Source organism: Dactylosporangium sp. NPDC000244 (genome assembly GCF_040300725.1).
In the GTDB taxonomy this organism is placed as follows: Bacteria; Actinomycetota; Actinomycetes; order Mycobacteriales; family Micromonosporaceae; genus Dactylosporangium.
Genome location: NZ_JBEPEH010000038.1, coordinates 51,676 through 64,985, shown reverse-complemented (window position 1 = coordinate 64,985; position 13,310 = coordinate 51,676). Strand labels below are relative to the sequence as shown.

The window sequence follows — 13,310 nt, the reverse complement described above, 5'->3', positions numbered from 1 at the left end:
ATGGTCGCCCGCATGCCTTTCGTCCGATTAGCCCGGAACGCGGTGTCGCGTTGGCGGCGAGTGTCGATCCTCGCCGGGGTGCTCGCCGTGTTGTGCGCGGTCCCCGCCGCCGCGGCGATGGTCTCCGGCACGGCGCTCCCGGCGCCCTCGTTTGACGGGCCCGTCTACGCCGTCGCCTACCGCGGCACGACCGTGTACGTCGGCGGCGCCTTCACCGCCGCGGTCGTCGACGGCCACCGCGTGCCCCGCCAGCGCCTGGCCGCGTTCGACGCCCGCACCGGAGCGCTGCTCGGCTGGGCGCCGGCCGCCGACGCCACGGTCCGGGCGCTCGCCGTGGCCGGCAGCACCGTCTACGTGGCGGGGGAGTTCGGCACCGTCGGCGGCGCGGCCCGCTCGCGGCTCGCCGGGCTCGATGCCGAGAACGGCACGGTCACCGCGTTCCAGCACCGCGTCGCCGGGCAGGTGGCGACGCTCGCGTCCGGGCACGACAGGCTGTACGTCGGCGGAAACTTCTCCACCGTCGACGGGGTCAAGCATGCGAACCTGGCGGCGTTCACGCTCGCCGACGGCGCCCTCGACGCCGGGTGGGCCGCGGGCAGCGACGACGCCGTCACCGGGATCGCCGTCACGAGCGGCCGGGTGTACGCCGGCGGCGGCTTCCACCGCGTCAACGGGCAGTCCGCGCTGCGCCTGGCCGCGCTCGATCCGGCCACCGGGAAGCTCGACCGCGGGTTCCGCCCCAACCCTCCGGCGATCGTGCTCGCCGTCGCCGCCAGCGACGGCACCGAGTCCGGCTCCACGGCGCTGGTCGCGGTCGCGATGGGCGGGCAGGGCGGCCGCGCCGCGGCGTACACGCTCGCCGGCGCCCAGCGCTGGCAGCGGGTCTTCGACGGCGACGCGCAGGCGGTCGCGGTCCTCGACGGGATCACGTACGTCGGCGGGCACTTCGACTCGGCCTGCACGACCACGCGCAACCAGGCGCGCGGCGTGTGCAGCGACCGCTCGGTGAAGCGGGTCAAGCTCGCCGCGATCAGCTCCTCCGGCCAGCTCACGAGCTGGGCGCCGCAGGCCAACGGCATCGTCGGGGTGCGCAGCCTGGCCGCCAGGCCGCTCACCGGCACCGTCACCGCGGGCGGGGAGTTCACGACCATCGGCGGCATTGTGCAGAAGCGGGTCGCCGTGTTCGGGTAGGCCGGGTTGTCACGGTTTCGTCATGGCTCCTCGGGCTGTTCGTCATAGCCGGCGGCGACGCTTGCCACCGGTGTGCCGGGAAGTCTGGTCGGCGATGTGCAGTCGACGACTCGAGGAGCTTCATGACCGGCATGACCATGCGTTGGGCGCCGTCGCGGCGCATCGCCGAGATTCTGCGCGCCGAGACCGTCGGCGGGGTGCTGCTGCTCGCCGCGGCCGTGGTGGCGCTCGGCTGGGCGAACTCACCCTGGTCGGCGGCGTACGAGCGCCTCGGCGCCCTGCGGATCGGACCGGCCGCCTGGCATCTCGACCTGACGCTCGCGGCCTGGGCGGCGGACGGGCTGCTGGCGCTGTTCTTCTTCGTGGCCGGGCTGGAGCTCAAGCGCGAGCTGGTGGCCGGTGAGCTGCGCGAGGTGCGGCGGGCCGTCCTGCCGGTGGCCGCGGCGGTCGGCGGGATGGTGGTGCCGGCGCTGCTGTACGTGCTGGTGAACACCGCGGGCCCCGGTGACGGGCGCGGCTGGGCGGTGCCGACGGCGACCGACATCGCGTTCGCCCTGGCCGTGCTCGCCGTGGCCGGGTCCCGGGCGCCGGCGGGACTGCGGACGTTCCTGCTGACGCTCGCCGTGGTCGACGACCTGCTCGCCATCGGTGTGATCGCCGTGTTCTACACGGCCCACCTCGCGGTGCTGCCGCTGCTGGCCGCGCTCGTCCCGCTCGCCGCGTTCGGCTGGGTCGCGCGCCGCGGCGGCCGGTGGGACGGGTGGCTGCTCGCGCCGCTCGCGCTCGCGGTCTGGCTGCTCGTGCACGCCTCGGGCGTGCACGCCACGGTCGCCGGGGTGCTGCTGGCCTTCCTGGTGCCGGTCCACCGCGGCGAGGCCCTGGAGCATCGGCTGCGGCCGGTGTCGGCCGGGTTCGCGGTGCCGGTCTTCGCGTTCTTCGCGGCGGGTGTATCGCTTTCCGGCGCCGCCTCGCTCGGTGCCGCGGTCCGCAGCCCGGTCGCGCTCGGGGTGCTGGCCGGGCTGGTGCTCGGCAAGCCGGTCGGGGTGCTGGCCGCGACCTGGCTGACCCGCCGGCTCACCGGGGCCGTCCCGCCGGGCGGCCTCGCCCGGCGGGATCTGGTCGCGGCCGGCTTGTTGTCCGGGATCGGGTTCACCGTGTCGCTGCTCATCGCCGAGCTGGCCTTCGGCGCTGGGACGCCCGCCGGTGAGCAGGCCCGGCTGGCGGTGCTGGCCGGCTCGTGCGTGTCGGCGGCCGTCGCCGTCGTGGTGCTGCGCCGCCGCCCGGCGATTCCGGACCGGGCCTGATGCAGACTGGGCCGTGGTCGTCGAGTGGCCCGCGCTCGGGATCGCGGAGACGACCGTCGGGCTCGGCGCCGCCGTCGTGCTCGGCGCCGCTCAGCGCGCGGAGACGCTGTTCGGCCCATAGACTCGGCTCTGTGGATCACGTCTGCGTGGTGTACAACGCGCGCTCGGGTGCGCAACTGGACCGGGACCGGCTCGCGCGGTTGTTCGAACGCCGGGGCGTGAAGGCGCAGTTCCGCGCGTTCGACCCGGACTCGCTCACCACCGACGTGCGCGAACTGCTCGCCGCCGGCCCCGACGCGCTGCTCGTCGCCGGCGGGGACGGGTCCGTGCGGGCGGTGGCCGAGCGCATGCTCGGCAGCGAGGTCCCGCTGGGCATCGTGCCGGGCGGGACGATGAACGTGCTGGCGCGCGATCTCGGCGTACCGAACGATCTCGACGAGGCCGTGGACGCCCTGCTGTCCGGTTCCGTCGCGTGGATCGACGTGGCGACCGTGAACGACCAGATCTTCCTGTGCAGCTCGATGCTGGCGCTCATGCCGCACATCGGCCGGCTGCGCGAACGTGCACGCAGCTCCGCGCGCGGGCGGCTCGGGCTGCTCCGCAACGGGCTGCGCATCCTGCGGCGGTACCCGCGCATGCGGCTCACCATCGTGGTCGACGGGCAGGAGCACCAGGCCCGCACGCGCGCGGTCGTCGTGTCGTGCAACCCCCTGGCCGCCGGGCCGGCGCCGCTGCCCGGCCGCGACCGGCTCGACGCCGGGACGCTCGCCGTCTACGTCACGCACGACCGCACCCGCTGGGACCTGCTCACGGTCGCCGCCCGGCTGTTCGACGGCAGCTGGCAGCGCGACGCGCGCATTCGCGCGTACGAGGGCACGAGCGTGCGGATCCGGACGTCGGCGCTGCGGTACCTGAGCGTCATGAGCGACGGCGAGATCGCGCAGCTCGGCGTGCCGCTGCGCTACGAGATCCGGCCGCGCGCGCTGGCGGTGCTCGCCCCGTGACCGTGCGCATCGCGCAGATCTCCGACCTGCACTTCGGCCGCGACGTGCCCGACGTCGTCGCCCGGCTGCTCGGCGAGCTGCGCGAGGTCGCACCGACGCTGGTGGCGGTCTGCGGCGACCTGACGCAGACGGCCCGGGCGGCCCAGTTCGAGGCGGCCCGCGCGTTCCTGGACGCGCTGCCGGCGCCGTCACTGGTGGTACCGGGAAATCATGACCTGCCCGGATGGCGGGTGTGGTCCCGGTTCACGCGGCCGTGGCGACGCTGGCGTTCGCACATCGGCACCGACCCGCACGGTGCCGTGACGCACACCGCGCCGGGTCTGGTCGCCGTCGGGGTGAACACCGCCCGCGCGTGGACCCCGCACACCGACTGGTCTCGCGGCCGGATCAACCGGGCCCAGGTGGCCGCGATCCTCGCCGCGTTCGACGCCGCCCCCGAGGACGCGCTGCGCGTCGTGCTCACGCACCACCCGTTCCTGCTGACCGGGCCGGGCCGGCGCCGCGGGCTCGTCGGGCGCTCGGCCCCGGCGTTGCGCCGCCTGCGCCGCCGTGCCGATCTGCTGCTCGGCGGCCACATCCACCTGGCGTACTCCGGGCTCGTCGACGGCCTGGTCGTGGCGCAATCGGGCACGGCGGTGTCCAACCGGCTCAAGGGCGAGCCGAACTCGTACAACCTGATCGAGTCGGACGGCGACCGCCTCACGGTGGCGAACCGCCGCTGGGACGGCCGCCGCTTCGCCACCCGCGAGAGCGCCACGTACGTCCGGGACGGCCGCGAATGGAGTGCCGCCGGCTCATGATCGGGTAAGGTCGTCGCGGGGTGCCGGGAAGTCTGGTCGGCGAGTGTGTTCACCGTGCCGACGAAAGGACCCCACATCATGAAGGCGCGCGAGCTCGCGGCGGAGTTTCCGGTCGTCCGGCTGGGCACCCCGGCGCTGGAGGCGGCCCGGTTGCTGGCCGGGCAGGACCTGCCCGGGCTGATCGTGCTCGACGAGCACGGCTATCCGTTCACGATCCTGGCCGGCACGCAGGTGCTGCGCATGGCGATCCCGCAGTACTGCCAGGACGATCCGGCCCTGGCCCGGGTGGTCGACGAGCCGGCCGCGGACCTGCTGCTGCGCGAGCTCGGCGACCGTACCGTCGCCCAGGCCCTGCCGCCCGACAAACGCGAGCTGGCCGTCGTCGCGCCGGACGCCACGGTGCTGGAGATCGCCGCCGTGATGGCCCGCACCCGCACCCCGCTCGTCGCGGTGGTGGACAAGCAGCGACACCTGCTCGGCGCGATCACGCTCGACGCGCTGCTCGACCGGATGCTCGGCGAGTGAGTATCACCGCCTGGATCGCCGTCGCGATCTTCGCCGCCGCTTACGTGCTCATCGCCACCGAGTGGGTCCACCGGGTGACCGCCGCGCTCGGCGGTGCGGTCCTCATGCTGGTCATCGGCGCCACCGACGCCGAGCACGCGTTCTTCTCGGCCGACGCCGGGATCGACTGGAACGTGGTGTTCCTGCTGCTGGGCATGATGCTCATCGTCGCCGTGCTCAAGCGGACCGGCGCGTTCGAGTACCTGGCGATCTGGGCGGTCAAACGCGCCCGGGGACGGCCGTTCCCGGTGATGGTCATCCTCGTGCTGGTCACCGCGGTCGCGTCGGCGATGCTCGACAACGTCACCACCGTGCTGCTCATCGCCCCGGTGACGTTCCTCGTCTGCCAGCGCCTCGCCGTGCCCGTCGCCCCGTACCTGATCGCCGAGGCCATGGCCAGCAACATCGGCGGCACCGCCACCCTCGTCGGCGATCCGCCCAACATCATCATCGCCAGCCGCGCCGGGCTGTCCTACAACGACTTCATCAACCATCTGGCCCCGCTCATCGCCGTCCTCGTCGTCGTGTTCGTGCTCCTGTGCCGGGTCATGTTCCGCTCCGCGTTCCGTACCGATCCCGAGCGGGCCGCCGCCGTGGTGCAACTGCGCGAACGCGACGCCATCCGCGACCCGCGGCTGCTCGTCGTCAGCCTCGCCGTCCTCGCGCTCGTCACCGCCGCGTTCGTCCTGCACTCGGTGGTCCACCTCGAGCCGTCCGTGGTGGCGATCGTCGGCGGCCTCGTGCTGCTGGCCGTGTCCCGGCTCGACGCCGCCGAGGTCGTTGCCGACGTGGAGTGGCCGACCCTCGCCTTCTTCGCCGGGCTGTTCGTCATGGTCGGCGCGCTCGTGCACACCGGAGCCGTCGGTGCCCTGTCGCGGACCATCGCCGACGCCGTCGCGGGCGACCCGCACCTGGCGGCGATGGGACTGCTGGGCGGATCGGCGGTCCTGTCGGCGATCGTGGACAACATCCCCTACGTGGCCACGATGAGCCCGATCGTCGCCGACCTCGCCGGCGCCGAGGGCAGCACCGGCGGGCCGCACGTGCTGTGGTGGGCCCTCGCGCTCGGCGCCGACCTCGGCGGCAACGCCACGGCCGTGGGCGCCTCGGCCAACGTGGTCATCCTCGGCCTGGCCGAACGGGCCGGGCAGCGGATCAGCTTCTGGCAGTTCACGAAGTACGGCCTCGTCGCCGCCGCGGTCACCGTCGCGATCTCGGCGGTGTACCTGTGGCTGCGCTACCTCGCCTTCGCCTGACCGGGCGCGGCCCCGGGCGGGGTGCGGACGAACGCGATGATCCGTTCGGCGATCCCCGGCCAGTCGGGCGAGCACCACACGAAGTGCCCGGCGGCACGGCTCTCGACCAGCTCCGCATGGGGCAGCGCCTCGGCGAGGGCCTCGGCGTGCGCGAACGGGACGCCGCCGTCGGCACGCGATGCCACCACCACCGCCGGCTGAGCCACCGACGCGCACAGGTCGGGGCCCGGGGCGAGGTCACGGACGAACCCGCGGCCCGACCGCATCGCCCCGAACAGCTCCAGCAGCATGGCCTCGTCAGCGCTCGAGATGCCGGCCCAGGCCGCCGCGCCGCGGGCGGACGACACCCCGCCGACCAGCCGCCGCAACGCGCGGCGGCCACCGACCCGCAGCGTCAGGCGGATACCGGTCCAGGTGGCCGCCTCCACGTCGGGCGCGAACACCACCCGCCCGCCGGCCCGGGTGCGAGCGTCCGGCCAGGGCCGCGGGCCGACCGCGCTGATCAGGACAAGCCGCTCGACGAGCCCGGGGTGGCGGGCGGCCATCGCGACCGCGGTCGGGCCGCCGCCCGAGATCCCGACGACCGCCGCCACCCGGCGGATGCCGAGCGCCCGGCACAGGCCGCCGGCGGCGTCGGTGAACGCTTCGGGCGTGGGGCCGGTGCGCACGGGGGTGCGGCCGTAGCCGGGCCGCGACGGTGTCAGGATCGTCAGCCCCGCCGCGGCGAACGCCTCCTCGCCGAGCGCGAGCCCGGCCCGCATGTGCCCGCCGTGCATGACGAGCAGAACGTCCTCGCCGCGCCGTTCGAGGCGGTACTCGACCGGGCCGGCCGCCGTCGCCGCGACCTGCGTCGGCCGCCGCACCCCGGCGCCGCCACGGTCCGCGGCCGCCGGTGAACCCGCTCGGCGCGGCCGGCCAGGGCTCTCGGACATGGGCGGCCTCCCGGGGCGATCGGCGGCAACACGCCGACCAGGCTTCCCGGCACACCCGACAGGAGCGTACGCGCGGGCCTGCCGGGCAGACAAGCAACCCGCGCCTTTCCGGCGGGGTGATGATCCGATAGGTTCGTCGCGGGGTGCCGGGAAGTCTGGTCGGCGTGTGTGTTCACCGTGCCGACCGATAGGACCCCGGATGACCCTGCTGCTGTGCTTCGCCGCGACCCTGCTGCTGGCGGTGCTGCTGTCCGCCCTCGCGCACCGCACGGTGCTGTCCACGGCCGTGGTGGTGCTGGTCGCCGGGTTCGTGCTCGGCGACGGTGTGACCGGCGTGATCCATGTGACCCCCGAGTCGCCGGTGGTGGCGTCGCTCGCGGAGCTGGCGCTGTTCGCGGTGCTGTTCACCGATGGCATGCGGGTCGGCTGGGCCGATCTGCGCAGCGCGTGGCGGCTGCCGGGCCGGGCGCTGGGCTGGGGCCTGCCGCTGACGCTGGTGATCACCGCGCTGGTCGCGCACTTCGTGGCCGGGCTGGGCTGGCCGGAGTCGCTGCTGATCGGGGCGATCCTGGCGCCGACGGACCCGGTGTTCGCGGCCGCCCTGGTCGGCAACGACAAGGTGCCGGCCCGGCTGCGGCACCTGCTCAACGTCGAGTCCGGCGTGAACGACGGGCTCGCCCTGCCGTTCGTCGTGGTCCTGCTCGCCGTCGCGGCGGGCTCTCACGAGCTGCACCTCGGCGAGATCGGCCTTGAGCTGGTCGGCGGGATCGCGATCGGGGTGGTGGTGCCGTGGGTGGCGATCCGGCTGGAGCGCACCCGGTTGTTCGCGGTCTCCGAGCAGTACCTGCCGCTGAACGCGGTCGCGATCGGGCTGCTGGTGCTGGCCCTGGGCAAGGTGACGCACGCGAACCTGTTCCTCGCGGCGTTCGCCGCCGGGATCACCGTGGCCACCATCGGCCACCGCGAGCGGGAGGCCTTCGAGCACTTCGGCGAGCTCGTCGCGGAGATCTTCAAGCTCGTGGCGCTGCTGGTCTTCGGGGCGCTGCTGACGCCGGGGCTGTTCGGCGCGATCGGCTGGGCCGGATGGGTGTTCGTCGTCCTGGCCCTCGTGCTCGCCCGGCCGCTGGCGTTGTGGGTGTCGTTCCTGCGCTCCGGGCTGAGCACCCGCGAACAGGCGGCCGCGATGTGGTTCGGGCCGAAGGGGTTCGCGTCGGTGGTGTACGGGCTGCTGGTCCTCGCGTCCGGCATCGCCGCCGCCGGGCAGGTCTTCGCCCTCGTCGCGGTCACGATCGTGCTGAGCATCGTGCTGCACTCCTCCACCGACATCATCGTCGCCCGCGGGTTCGAGCCGCAGCTCATGCCCGCCTGGCAGCAGCGGCTGACCACCAAGGGCCGGAAACTGCTGCGCCGCAGGCTCCCTATACGGAGGCCATGACCTCGTACAGGTTGCCGGAGGCGTCACGGAAGAACAGCCCCCGGGCGCACAGGGGATGATCGACCCGGCCGTTGTCAGGCGTGGCCGGATCGTTGCCGAACGGCACGCCACCTTCGACGAGACGGGCCAGGACGGCATCGAAGGTCGCCGCGTCCGCGTCGAACGCCAGGTGGTGGCCCTCCGCGCCGGGCGCGGTCATGAAGTCGAGGGTGAGTGTCTCGTTGACCCGCACCGGCCGGAAGTGCCCGGCGCGGCCGGCGGGCGGCAGCAGCTCAAAACCCATGATGCCGGCGAGGAAACGAGCCGCTTCGGCGTGGTCGCGGGCGGGCACGATGGTGTGGTTGAGGGTCACGGTCATCTCGCGGCACTCCTCGGTCGTGGTCGGGGCAACGCCAACGCTACGGAGTGAGTGCTCACTCCGTCAACGGCCCGTCCGTAGCTGGCAGTGGGTTTGACAGGGTCGCAACACTGAGCCGATGACCTCCTACGAGTTCTCCGTGGTGCTGCGCGGATACGACCCGCAAGCTGTGGATGCGCTCCTGGTATCGGCCGGCGCCGCCCTTTCGACCGCCGACGAGCGTGCGCGGGCAGACGCAGTCGCCGCATTGCGCCGCGCGAACCTGCCCGTCGTGCTGCGCGGGTTCGACCGGGCGCAGGTCGACGGCGCGATCGCGATGCTGACCGCTCAGCTTGGGGGTGCAACCGGGCCAGAGTCAGATCCAGACCTGTCGGATGGTTCGTCGGTGCACACGGCGGAGTTCGACGTGGTCCTGCGTGGCTATGACGTGGCCGCCGTGGACCGGCTGGTCGAGCAGGTCGGCCGAGCGCTGACATCCGGGAGCGCCACTGCCCGGGCCGAGGCTGCGGTCGCCGTGCGGCAAGCAGTCTTCGCGGTCAAGTTCCGCGGGTATTCGCGGCACCACGTCGATCGGTTCCTGCAACAGACAGCACGGGAACTCGCATAGGCCCACAGTGCTCTGAGATCACCGCGGCTGCGTGGCTTCACCGGACACGGTCCGACGGGCCTGTCCGCGGCGGTCACGCACGCGCACCCCGAGGCGGCTGCCGGAGCCGTCGCCGTCGCGGTCGCCGCCGCGCTGGCAGTACGGCAGGTACCAGCAGACGACCTGCTGCCGCAGGTGGCCCTCCGCACGCCGGACAGCGAGGTTGCCGCCCGGCTGCGTCTGCTCTGCCGCCGGCCGTTGACTCGCCAGCCGCGGCACATCGCCGGCGAGGTCGGTTGCGGCGCCCTGATCTCGGCCCCTGACACCGTGCCGTACGCGATCTGGTGCGCCGCCCGGCACCTGGACGACCTCGCCGAGGCGTTGTGGGCGACGCGGCCAGCGCCGGCGGCGACATGGACACCACCTGCGCCATGGTCGGCGGTATCGTTGCCGCCCGCACCGGCCTCGATGGAGTACCCGGCGAATGGGTCAACGCCCGCGAAGCACTCCCACCGCTGTAGCCGCACGCCCGTCCGCAAACGGGGAGGACAGGCGGCCGTTATCCCGCGGCTTGATCAGGTGCACGCTCGTGCCGCCGATGGTTAGCGCAAGATGGCGAATCCCGTCGCGCGGCGTGACGAGCATCGGGCGCCGTCCGGTGAGCGAACACGCCGATGAGCGCGCACGTGATCAAGGGCACGGTGCGCCCAGGCCGCTGACGGTGTCAATCCGGGTTCGATACGCGGTTGCTACAGGCCTGTGTAGAGGGTGTCGGGCGGGCTCAGGTTGATCGGGTCTGGGCCGGTCAGCACGCCGCCCTCCACGGGCAAGGTGTGGCCGGTGATCCAGGCGGCGTCGTCGGAGCCGAGGAACGCGACCGCTGCGGCGATGTCTTCGGGCTCGCCGACCCGGCCGAGCGGGTACATCGTCTTGAGTCGCTCCAGCTCGCCGGGCTGGGAGTCCCAGTTCGGTGTCCGGATGGTGCCGGGTGCGACCACGTTGAAGCGGACGCCGAGCGGGCCGTACCGGGCGGCGTAGTTCTGCGACATCGCGATCTGGCCGGCTTTCGCAGCGGCGTACTCCACGTTGCCGAACGCCGCGATGCCGTTGACCGAGCCGATCGTGACGACGTTGCCGCGGGTTCTCACAAGGTGTGGCAGGGCCGCCTGAATGCAGCGGGCGGCGCTGACGAGGGTGAAGTCGAGCTGGCGGTGCCAGTCCTCGGTTGAGGTGTCCTCGGGCATTGCGGTGACGATGCAGCCGCCCGCGTTGTTCACCACCAGGTCGAGCCGGCCGAACCGCCCGACCGCCGCGGCGACCGCGGCGTCGATATCGGCGCGTGAAGTGACGTCGACCTTGACCCCGAGCGCGTGCTGCGCGCCGATCTCCTCAACCAGCGCTGCGACCGCGTCCTCCAGCAGGTCCGTGATCACCACGGCACCGCCCTCGGCAGCGATCCGCCGTACAACAGCTTGCCCGATGCCCCGCCGCCGTCACCAGCGCGACCTTGCCCTCGAATCGCCGCATCACCACCACCGTCCAATGCTCGCAGACAGCATCCGCATCTGCCGCTGTGCAAGCGTGCTGCGACGGCCGCCGAGACATAGGGTCGACGCGTGATCACCTGCGTAGTGCACTACACCGTTGACCCCGCTCAGATCGAGGCGTTCGAACGGTTCGCTCGCGAGTGGATGCGGCTGGTGACCAAGCACGGCGGGATCCATCACGGCTACTTCCTGCCGGCGGAAGGGGCGAGCGATCGAGCCGAGGCGCTCTTCAGCTTCGAAAGCCTGGCTGCCTACGAACGCTATCGTTCACGGTTCGGCGCCGACCCGGAGTTCATCGCGGCGGACCGGATCCGAGACGAGTCGGGCTGCATCCTCCGATACGAACGGACGTTCATGCGGCCGCTGCTGCCTGACGGAACGACGCACTGATCTGCCGCTGGTGTTGCGCAGCGGCGAGACGCTGCTGGTAAACAGCTAGTGCTCGGCGAGGGCCGCGGCTTCGTGTCGTGTCGATGCGCGGAGGGACGGGCTCCGGCTGAGCCGGTCAGAGCAGGCCGCGTTTGCGTAACCGAGCGAACCGGTCGGGCGGCAGGCAATCGGCCAGGTTCCGTTCCAGGTCGACCAGCTCAAGGTCGACCGGGTACACCACGAAGTCGTCGGCGACCGGCAGTGTGTCCGACCAGTCGCGGAGGTTGAGCCGTGCCGCCACCGCACACAACAGTCGCCGGCCGACCTCGGATCCGGCGGCGGCGTAGACGTCATCGGCGTTGAGCAGCGCGAGCTCCTGTCGTACCAGCCGCACCGATGCGGCGTCGTCGAGGTTGACGTCGGTACCGGCCTCGAATTCGGCCGGCGACCATGCGGCCTGAGCGTCGGTTGCCGCCAAGGCCACGAGCTCGTCCTCGGTGGCCGCGTGGACCTCGAAGGACAGCGCGTCCGATCGGTAGTAGCTCAGTGCGACGCGGGCGGCTGGGCCGTCGATCACCAGGCCCGCCACGGCGTCCGGGATCAGCGTGAGGCAAGCGTCCTCGATGGTCCGGCACGCCGCGTCGAGGTCGAATCCGGCCGGCGGCCGCTCGTAGCGCACTTCGGACCGGCGGCCCGTGACCTCGACGACGCGGACCAAGCCGCCGTCGTCGTGCTCGGCCGTCAGCACCGAAGTCGCCCGGCCGTCGTGCTCGATCTCGACGCGGCTGATGCGCCCATCGGTGTATGCGTACGACTCCCGCCCCGACCCGCGCCGCGCGACCATCTCGGCCGAACGCATCAGTCCGTCCCCGAAACGGTACTCGTGCAGGTAGATGGGCCCGCCCGTATCGAAGTGCGCCGCCTCGACCACGTCGCCGTCGTAATGGACGAAGGTCTCGTAGTACAGGCGGCCGTGAAGAAAGCCGCTGTACTCCTCGGTCACCACAGCGCGGCCCTTGGCGTCGAACCCGATGCGCAGGGCATCCCGGTCCACCGGCGGTCGGACGTCCAACCGGCGGCCGGCCTTGAGTAGGCCCCGTTCGAAATGCAACGGACGAAGATCCAGACCCGGCCAGGTGTACCAGTCCCAGCGCCCGACGAGCGCGATCGCCGCTCGTTTCCGGGAGTCGTACTCGCCAGCGAGCTGAGCAAAACGCGCAGCAAGATCGGACATGTCAGGAACCCTACCGGCCTCCGCGCGCACCCGGATCTGGCGCTGACGGTGTCATGCCCGATGCGAAGCAGCAGCGCCTCGACAAGGCGGCCGGCATCGACGTTGGCTGCCGTCGGGTTGCGCGCCGACTCTGCCGACAGGCGGATGTCGGCGCTGGGTCCCTCAGGTCCGAGGGGTCTGGCGGCGACCTCGTCAAGCCTCCGGCCGGCGCAACCCTGGTGTCCTGGGAGGCCGGCGTACAGCCGCCGGACCCGAAGTAGCAGGGCCCTTCGTGGCCGCTACGCTTCACCACACCTGCGACTGGAGGACCACTTCATTATGAGCGAAGAGTACGTCACCCTCGACGACAAGGACCTCAACGGCGACGGCGTCGTCGACCAGGCCAAGATCTACACTCTCGACGACGGCGCCAACGTGCTGGAGGCCGACACGGACGGCGACGGCGAGGTCGACCTCATCGCGATCGACGCCGACGGCGACGGCGTCTACGAGGAGACCGTCGACCCCGCCACCGGCGAGTCCACGGACCTCACCAACTCCTGAACCGAGGGCCGCGCGGCCTCGAGTCCCCGGCCGCCAGTCACGGCCGGGGCTCTTGTTGATCGGGACGAGCCGGATGGATGGAGGGTTAGGCGACCCGACCGTAGCCCTTCGGCATGCGTGAGCGCGGGCAACTCACCGTCGGCTACCGTCCGCTGCACCGTGGCACCGAGTTCGGCCGGGAACCTGC

Annotated in this window: 15 protein-coding genes and 1 pseudogene; 12 read left to right on the top strand and 4 right to left on the bottom strand. The window is 72.5% G+C overall.

Going from position 1 to position 13,310, the window contains the following annotated elements; genetic code table 11:
• Nucleotides 1–12: 12 nt before the first annotated feature.
• The 6 genes from ABT369_RS42725 to ABT369_RS42700 all read left to right on the top strand — a co-directional run bounded on the left by ABT369_RS42725 (nt 13) and on the right by ABT369_RS42700 (nt 6,119).
• Complete coding sequence (locus ABT369_RS42725; protein ID WP_350621544.1) at nt 13–1,191, top strand: PQQ-binding-like beta-propeller repeat protein; 1,179 nt, start codon at nt 13–15, stop codon at nt 1,189–1,191.
• Between the two features lie 131 nt (nt 1,192–1,322).
• The gene (gene nhaA / locus ABT369_RS42720; protein ID WP_350621542.1) at nt 1,323–2,495 is read left to right on the top strand and encodes a Na+/H+ antiporter NhaA; all 1,173 of its coding nucleotides are present in this window, start codon (nt 1,323–1,325) and stop codon (nt 2,493–2,495) included.
• 131 nt (nt 2,496–2,626) lie between these two features.
• Nucleotides 2,627–3,499 carry a diacylglycerol/lipid kinase family protein gene (locus ABT369_RS42715; protein ID WP_350621540.1) on the top strand — a complete coding sequence of 291 codons (873 nt, stop codon included), beginning with the start codon at nt 2,627–2,629 and terminating at the stop codon, nt 3,497–3,499.
• Nucleotides 3,496–4,299: a metallophosphoesterase family protein gene (locus tag ABT369_RS42710; RefSeq protein ID WP_350621538.1), complete on the top strand. Its 804-nt coding sequence runs from the start codon at nt 3,496–3,498 to the stop codon at nt 4,297–4,299. Before ABT369_RS42715 ends, ABT369_RS42710 begins: the two co-directional genes overlap by 4 nt.
• 78 nt (nt 4,300–4,377) lie before the next feature.
• The gene (locus ABT369_RS42705) at nt 4,378–4,824 is read left to right on the top strand and encodes a CBS domain-containing protein (protein WP_350621536.1); all 447 of its coding nucleotides are present in this window, start codon (nt 4,378–4,380) and stop codon (nt 4,822–4,824) included.
• Nucleotides 4,821–6,119: an ArsB/NhaD family transporter gene (locus ABT369_RS42700; protein ID WP_350621534.1), complete on the top strand. Its 1,299-nt coding sequence runs from the start codon at nt 4,821–4,823 to the stop codon at nt 6,117–6,119. The genes ABT369_RS42705 and ABT369_RS42700 overlap by 4 nt, the downstream gene beginning before the upstream one ends.
• Here the strand turns inward: ABT369_RS42700 and ABT369_RS42695 are convergent.
• Nucleotides 6,101–7,051, bottom strand: coding sequence for an alpha/beta fold hydrolase (locus ABT369_RS42695; RefSeq protein WP_350621531.1), 951 nt, complete (start codon nt 7,049–7,051; stop codon nt 6,101–6,103). The genes ABT369_RS42700 and ABT369_RS42695 overlap by 19 nt on opposite strands.
• Before the next feature lie 199 nt (nt 7,052–7,250).
• On the opposite strand from ABT369_RS42695, the gene ABT369_RS42690 reads away from it, so the two are divergent.
• Nucleotides 7,251–8,486: a cation:proton antiporter gene (locus ABT369_RS42690; RefSeq protein WP_350621529.1), complete on the top strand. Its 1,236-nt coding sequence runs from the start codon at nt 7,251–7,253 to the stop codon at nt 8,484–8,486.
• Here ABT369_RS42690 and ABT369_RS42685 read toward each other — a convergent pair.
• On the bottom strand, nt 8,470–8,844 hold the full coding sequence (locus ABT369_RS42685) for a VOC family protein (protein WP_350621527.1): 375 nt from the start codon (nt 8,842–8,844) through the stop codon (nt 8,470–8,472). The genes ABT369_RS42690 and ABT369_RS42685 overlap by 17 nt on opposite strands.
• Nucleotides 8,845–8,962: 118 nt before the next feature.
• Here ABT369_RS42685 and ABT369_RS42680 point away from each other — a divergent pair, with 118 nt between their 5' ends.
• From ABT369_RS42680 to ABT369_RS42670, 3 genes and pseudogenes are all read left to right on the top strand, one after another.
• Nucleotides 8,963–9,451 (top strand): DivIVA domain-containing protein, encoded by a 489-nt coding sequence (locus tag ABT369_RS42680; protein ID WP_350621524.1) that lies wholly within the window; start codon nt 8,963–8,965, stop codon nt 9,449–9,451.
• 12 nt (nt 9,452–9,463) lie between these two features.
• Nucleotides 9,464–9,808, top strand: a pseudogene (locus ABT369_RS42675) (ADP-ribosylglycohydrolase family protein); the annotation flags it as partial.
• Nucleotides 9,775–9,951, top strand: coding sequence for an ADP-ribosylglycohydrolase family protein (locus tag ABT369_RS42670; RefSeq protein ID WP_350621522.1), 177 nt, complete (start codon nt 9,775–9,777; stop codon nt 9,949–9,951). The pseudogene ABT369_RS42675 and the gene ABT369_RS42670, both read left to right, overlap by 34 nt.
• Nucleotides 9,952–10,179: 228 nt before the next feature.
• Here the strand turns inward: ABT369_RS42670 and ABT369_RS42665 are convergent, their stop codons facing one another.
• Nucleotides 10,180–10,911 (bottom strand): SDR family NAD(P)-dependent oxidoreductase, encoded by a 732-nt coding sequence (locus ABT369_RS42665; RefSeq protein WP_350621687.1) that lies wholly within the window; start codon nt 10,909–10,911, stop codon nt 10,180–10,182.
• Nucleotides 10,912–11,046: 135 nt separating this feature from the next.
• Between ABT369_RS42665 and ABT369_RS42660 the strand changes: the two genes are divergently transcribed.
• Nucleotides 11,047–11,367 (top strand): NIPSNAP family protein, encoded by a 321-nt coding sequence (locus tag ABT369_RS42660; RefSeq protein WP_350621520.1) that lies wholly within the window; start codon nt 11,047–11,049, stop codon nt 11,365–11,367.
• Nucleotides 11,368–11,482: 115 nt separating this feature from the next.
• Here the strand turns inward: ABT369_RS42660 and ABT369_RS42655 are convergent, their stop codons facing one another.
• Nucleotides 11,483–12,610 (bottom strand): hypothetical protein, encoded by a 1,128-nt coding sequence (locus ABT369_RS42655; protein WP_350621518.1) that lies wholly within the window; start codon nt 12,608–12,610, stop codon nt 11,483–11,485.
• A 288-nt stretch (nt 12,611–12,898) separates the two neighbouring features.
• Here ABT369_RS42655 and ABT369_RS42650 point away from each other — a divergent pair, with 288 nt between their 5' ends.
• A complete protein-coding gene (locus ABT369_RS42650) occupies nt 12,899–13,123 on the top strand; it encodes a hypothetical protein (protein WP_344619174.1) in 225 nt (74 codons plus the stop codon).
• Nucleotides 13,124–13,310: the final 187 nt, after the last annotated feature.

What these genes read in the sequence shown, in the direction of transcription:
- ABT369_RS42725 (WP_350621544.1), top strand. Translation starts at nt 13, where the DNA reads ATGCCTTTCGTCCGATTAGCCCGGAACGCGGTGTCGCGTTGGCGGCGA.
- nhaA (WP_350621542.1), top strand. Translation starts at nt 1,323, where the DNA reads ATGACCATGCGTTGGGCGCCGTCGCGGCGCATCGCCGAGATTCTGCGC.
- ABT369_RS42705 (WP_350621536.1), top strand. Translation starts at nt 4,378, where the DNA reads ATGAAGGCGCGCGAGCTCGCGGCGGAGTTTCCGGTCGTCCGGCTGGGC.
- ABT369_RS42695 (WP_350621531.1), bottom strand. Translation starts at nt 7,051, where the DNA reads ATGTCCGAGAGCCCTGGCCGGCCGCGCCGAGCGGGTTCACCGGCGGCC.
- ABT369_RS42690 (WP_350621529.1), top strand. Translation starts at nt 7,251, where the DNA reads ATGACCCTGCTGCTGTGCTTCGCCGCGACCCTGCTGCTGGCGGTGCTG.
- ABT369_RS42685 (WP_350621527.1), bottom strand. Translation starts at nt 8,844, where the DNA reads ATGACCGTGACCCTCAACCACACCATCGTGCCCGCCCGCGACCACGCC.
- ABT369_RS42680 (WP_350621524.1), top strand. Translation starts at nt 8,963, where the DNA reads ATGACCTCCTACGAGTTCTCCGTGGTGCTGCGCGGATACGACCCGCAA.
- ABT369_RS42650 (WP_344619174.1), top strand. Translation starts at nt 12,899, where the DNA reads ATGAGCGAAGAGTACGTCACCCTCGACGACAAGGACCTCAACGGCGAC.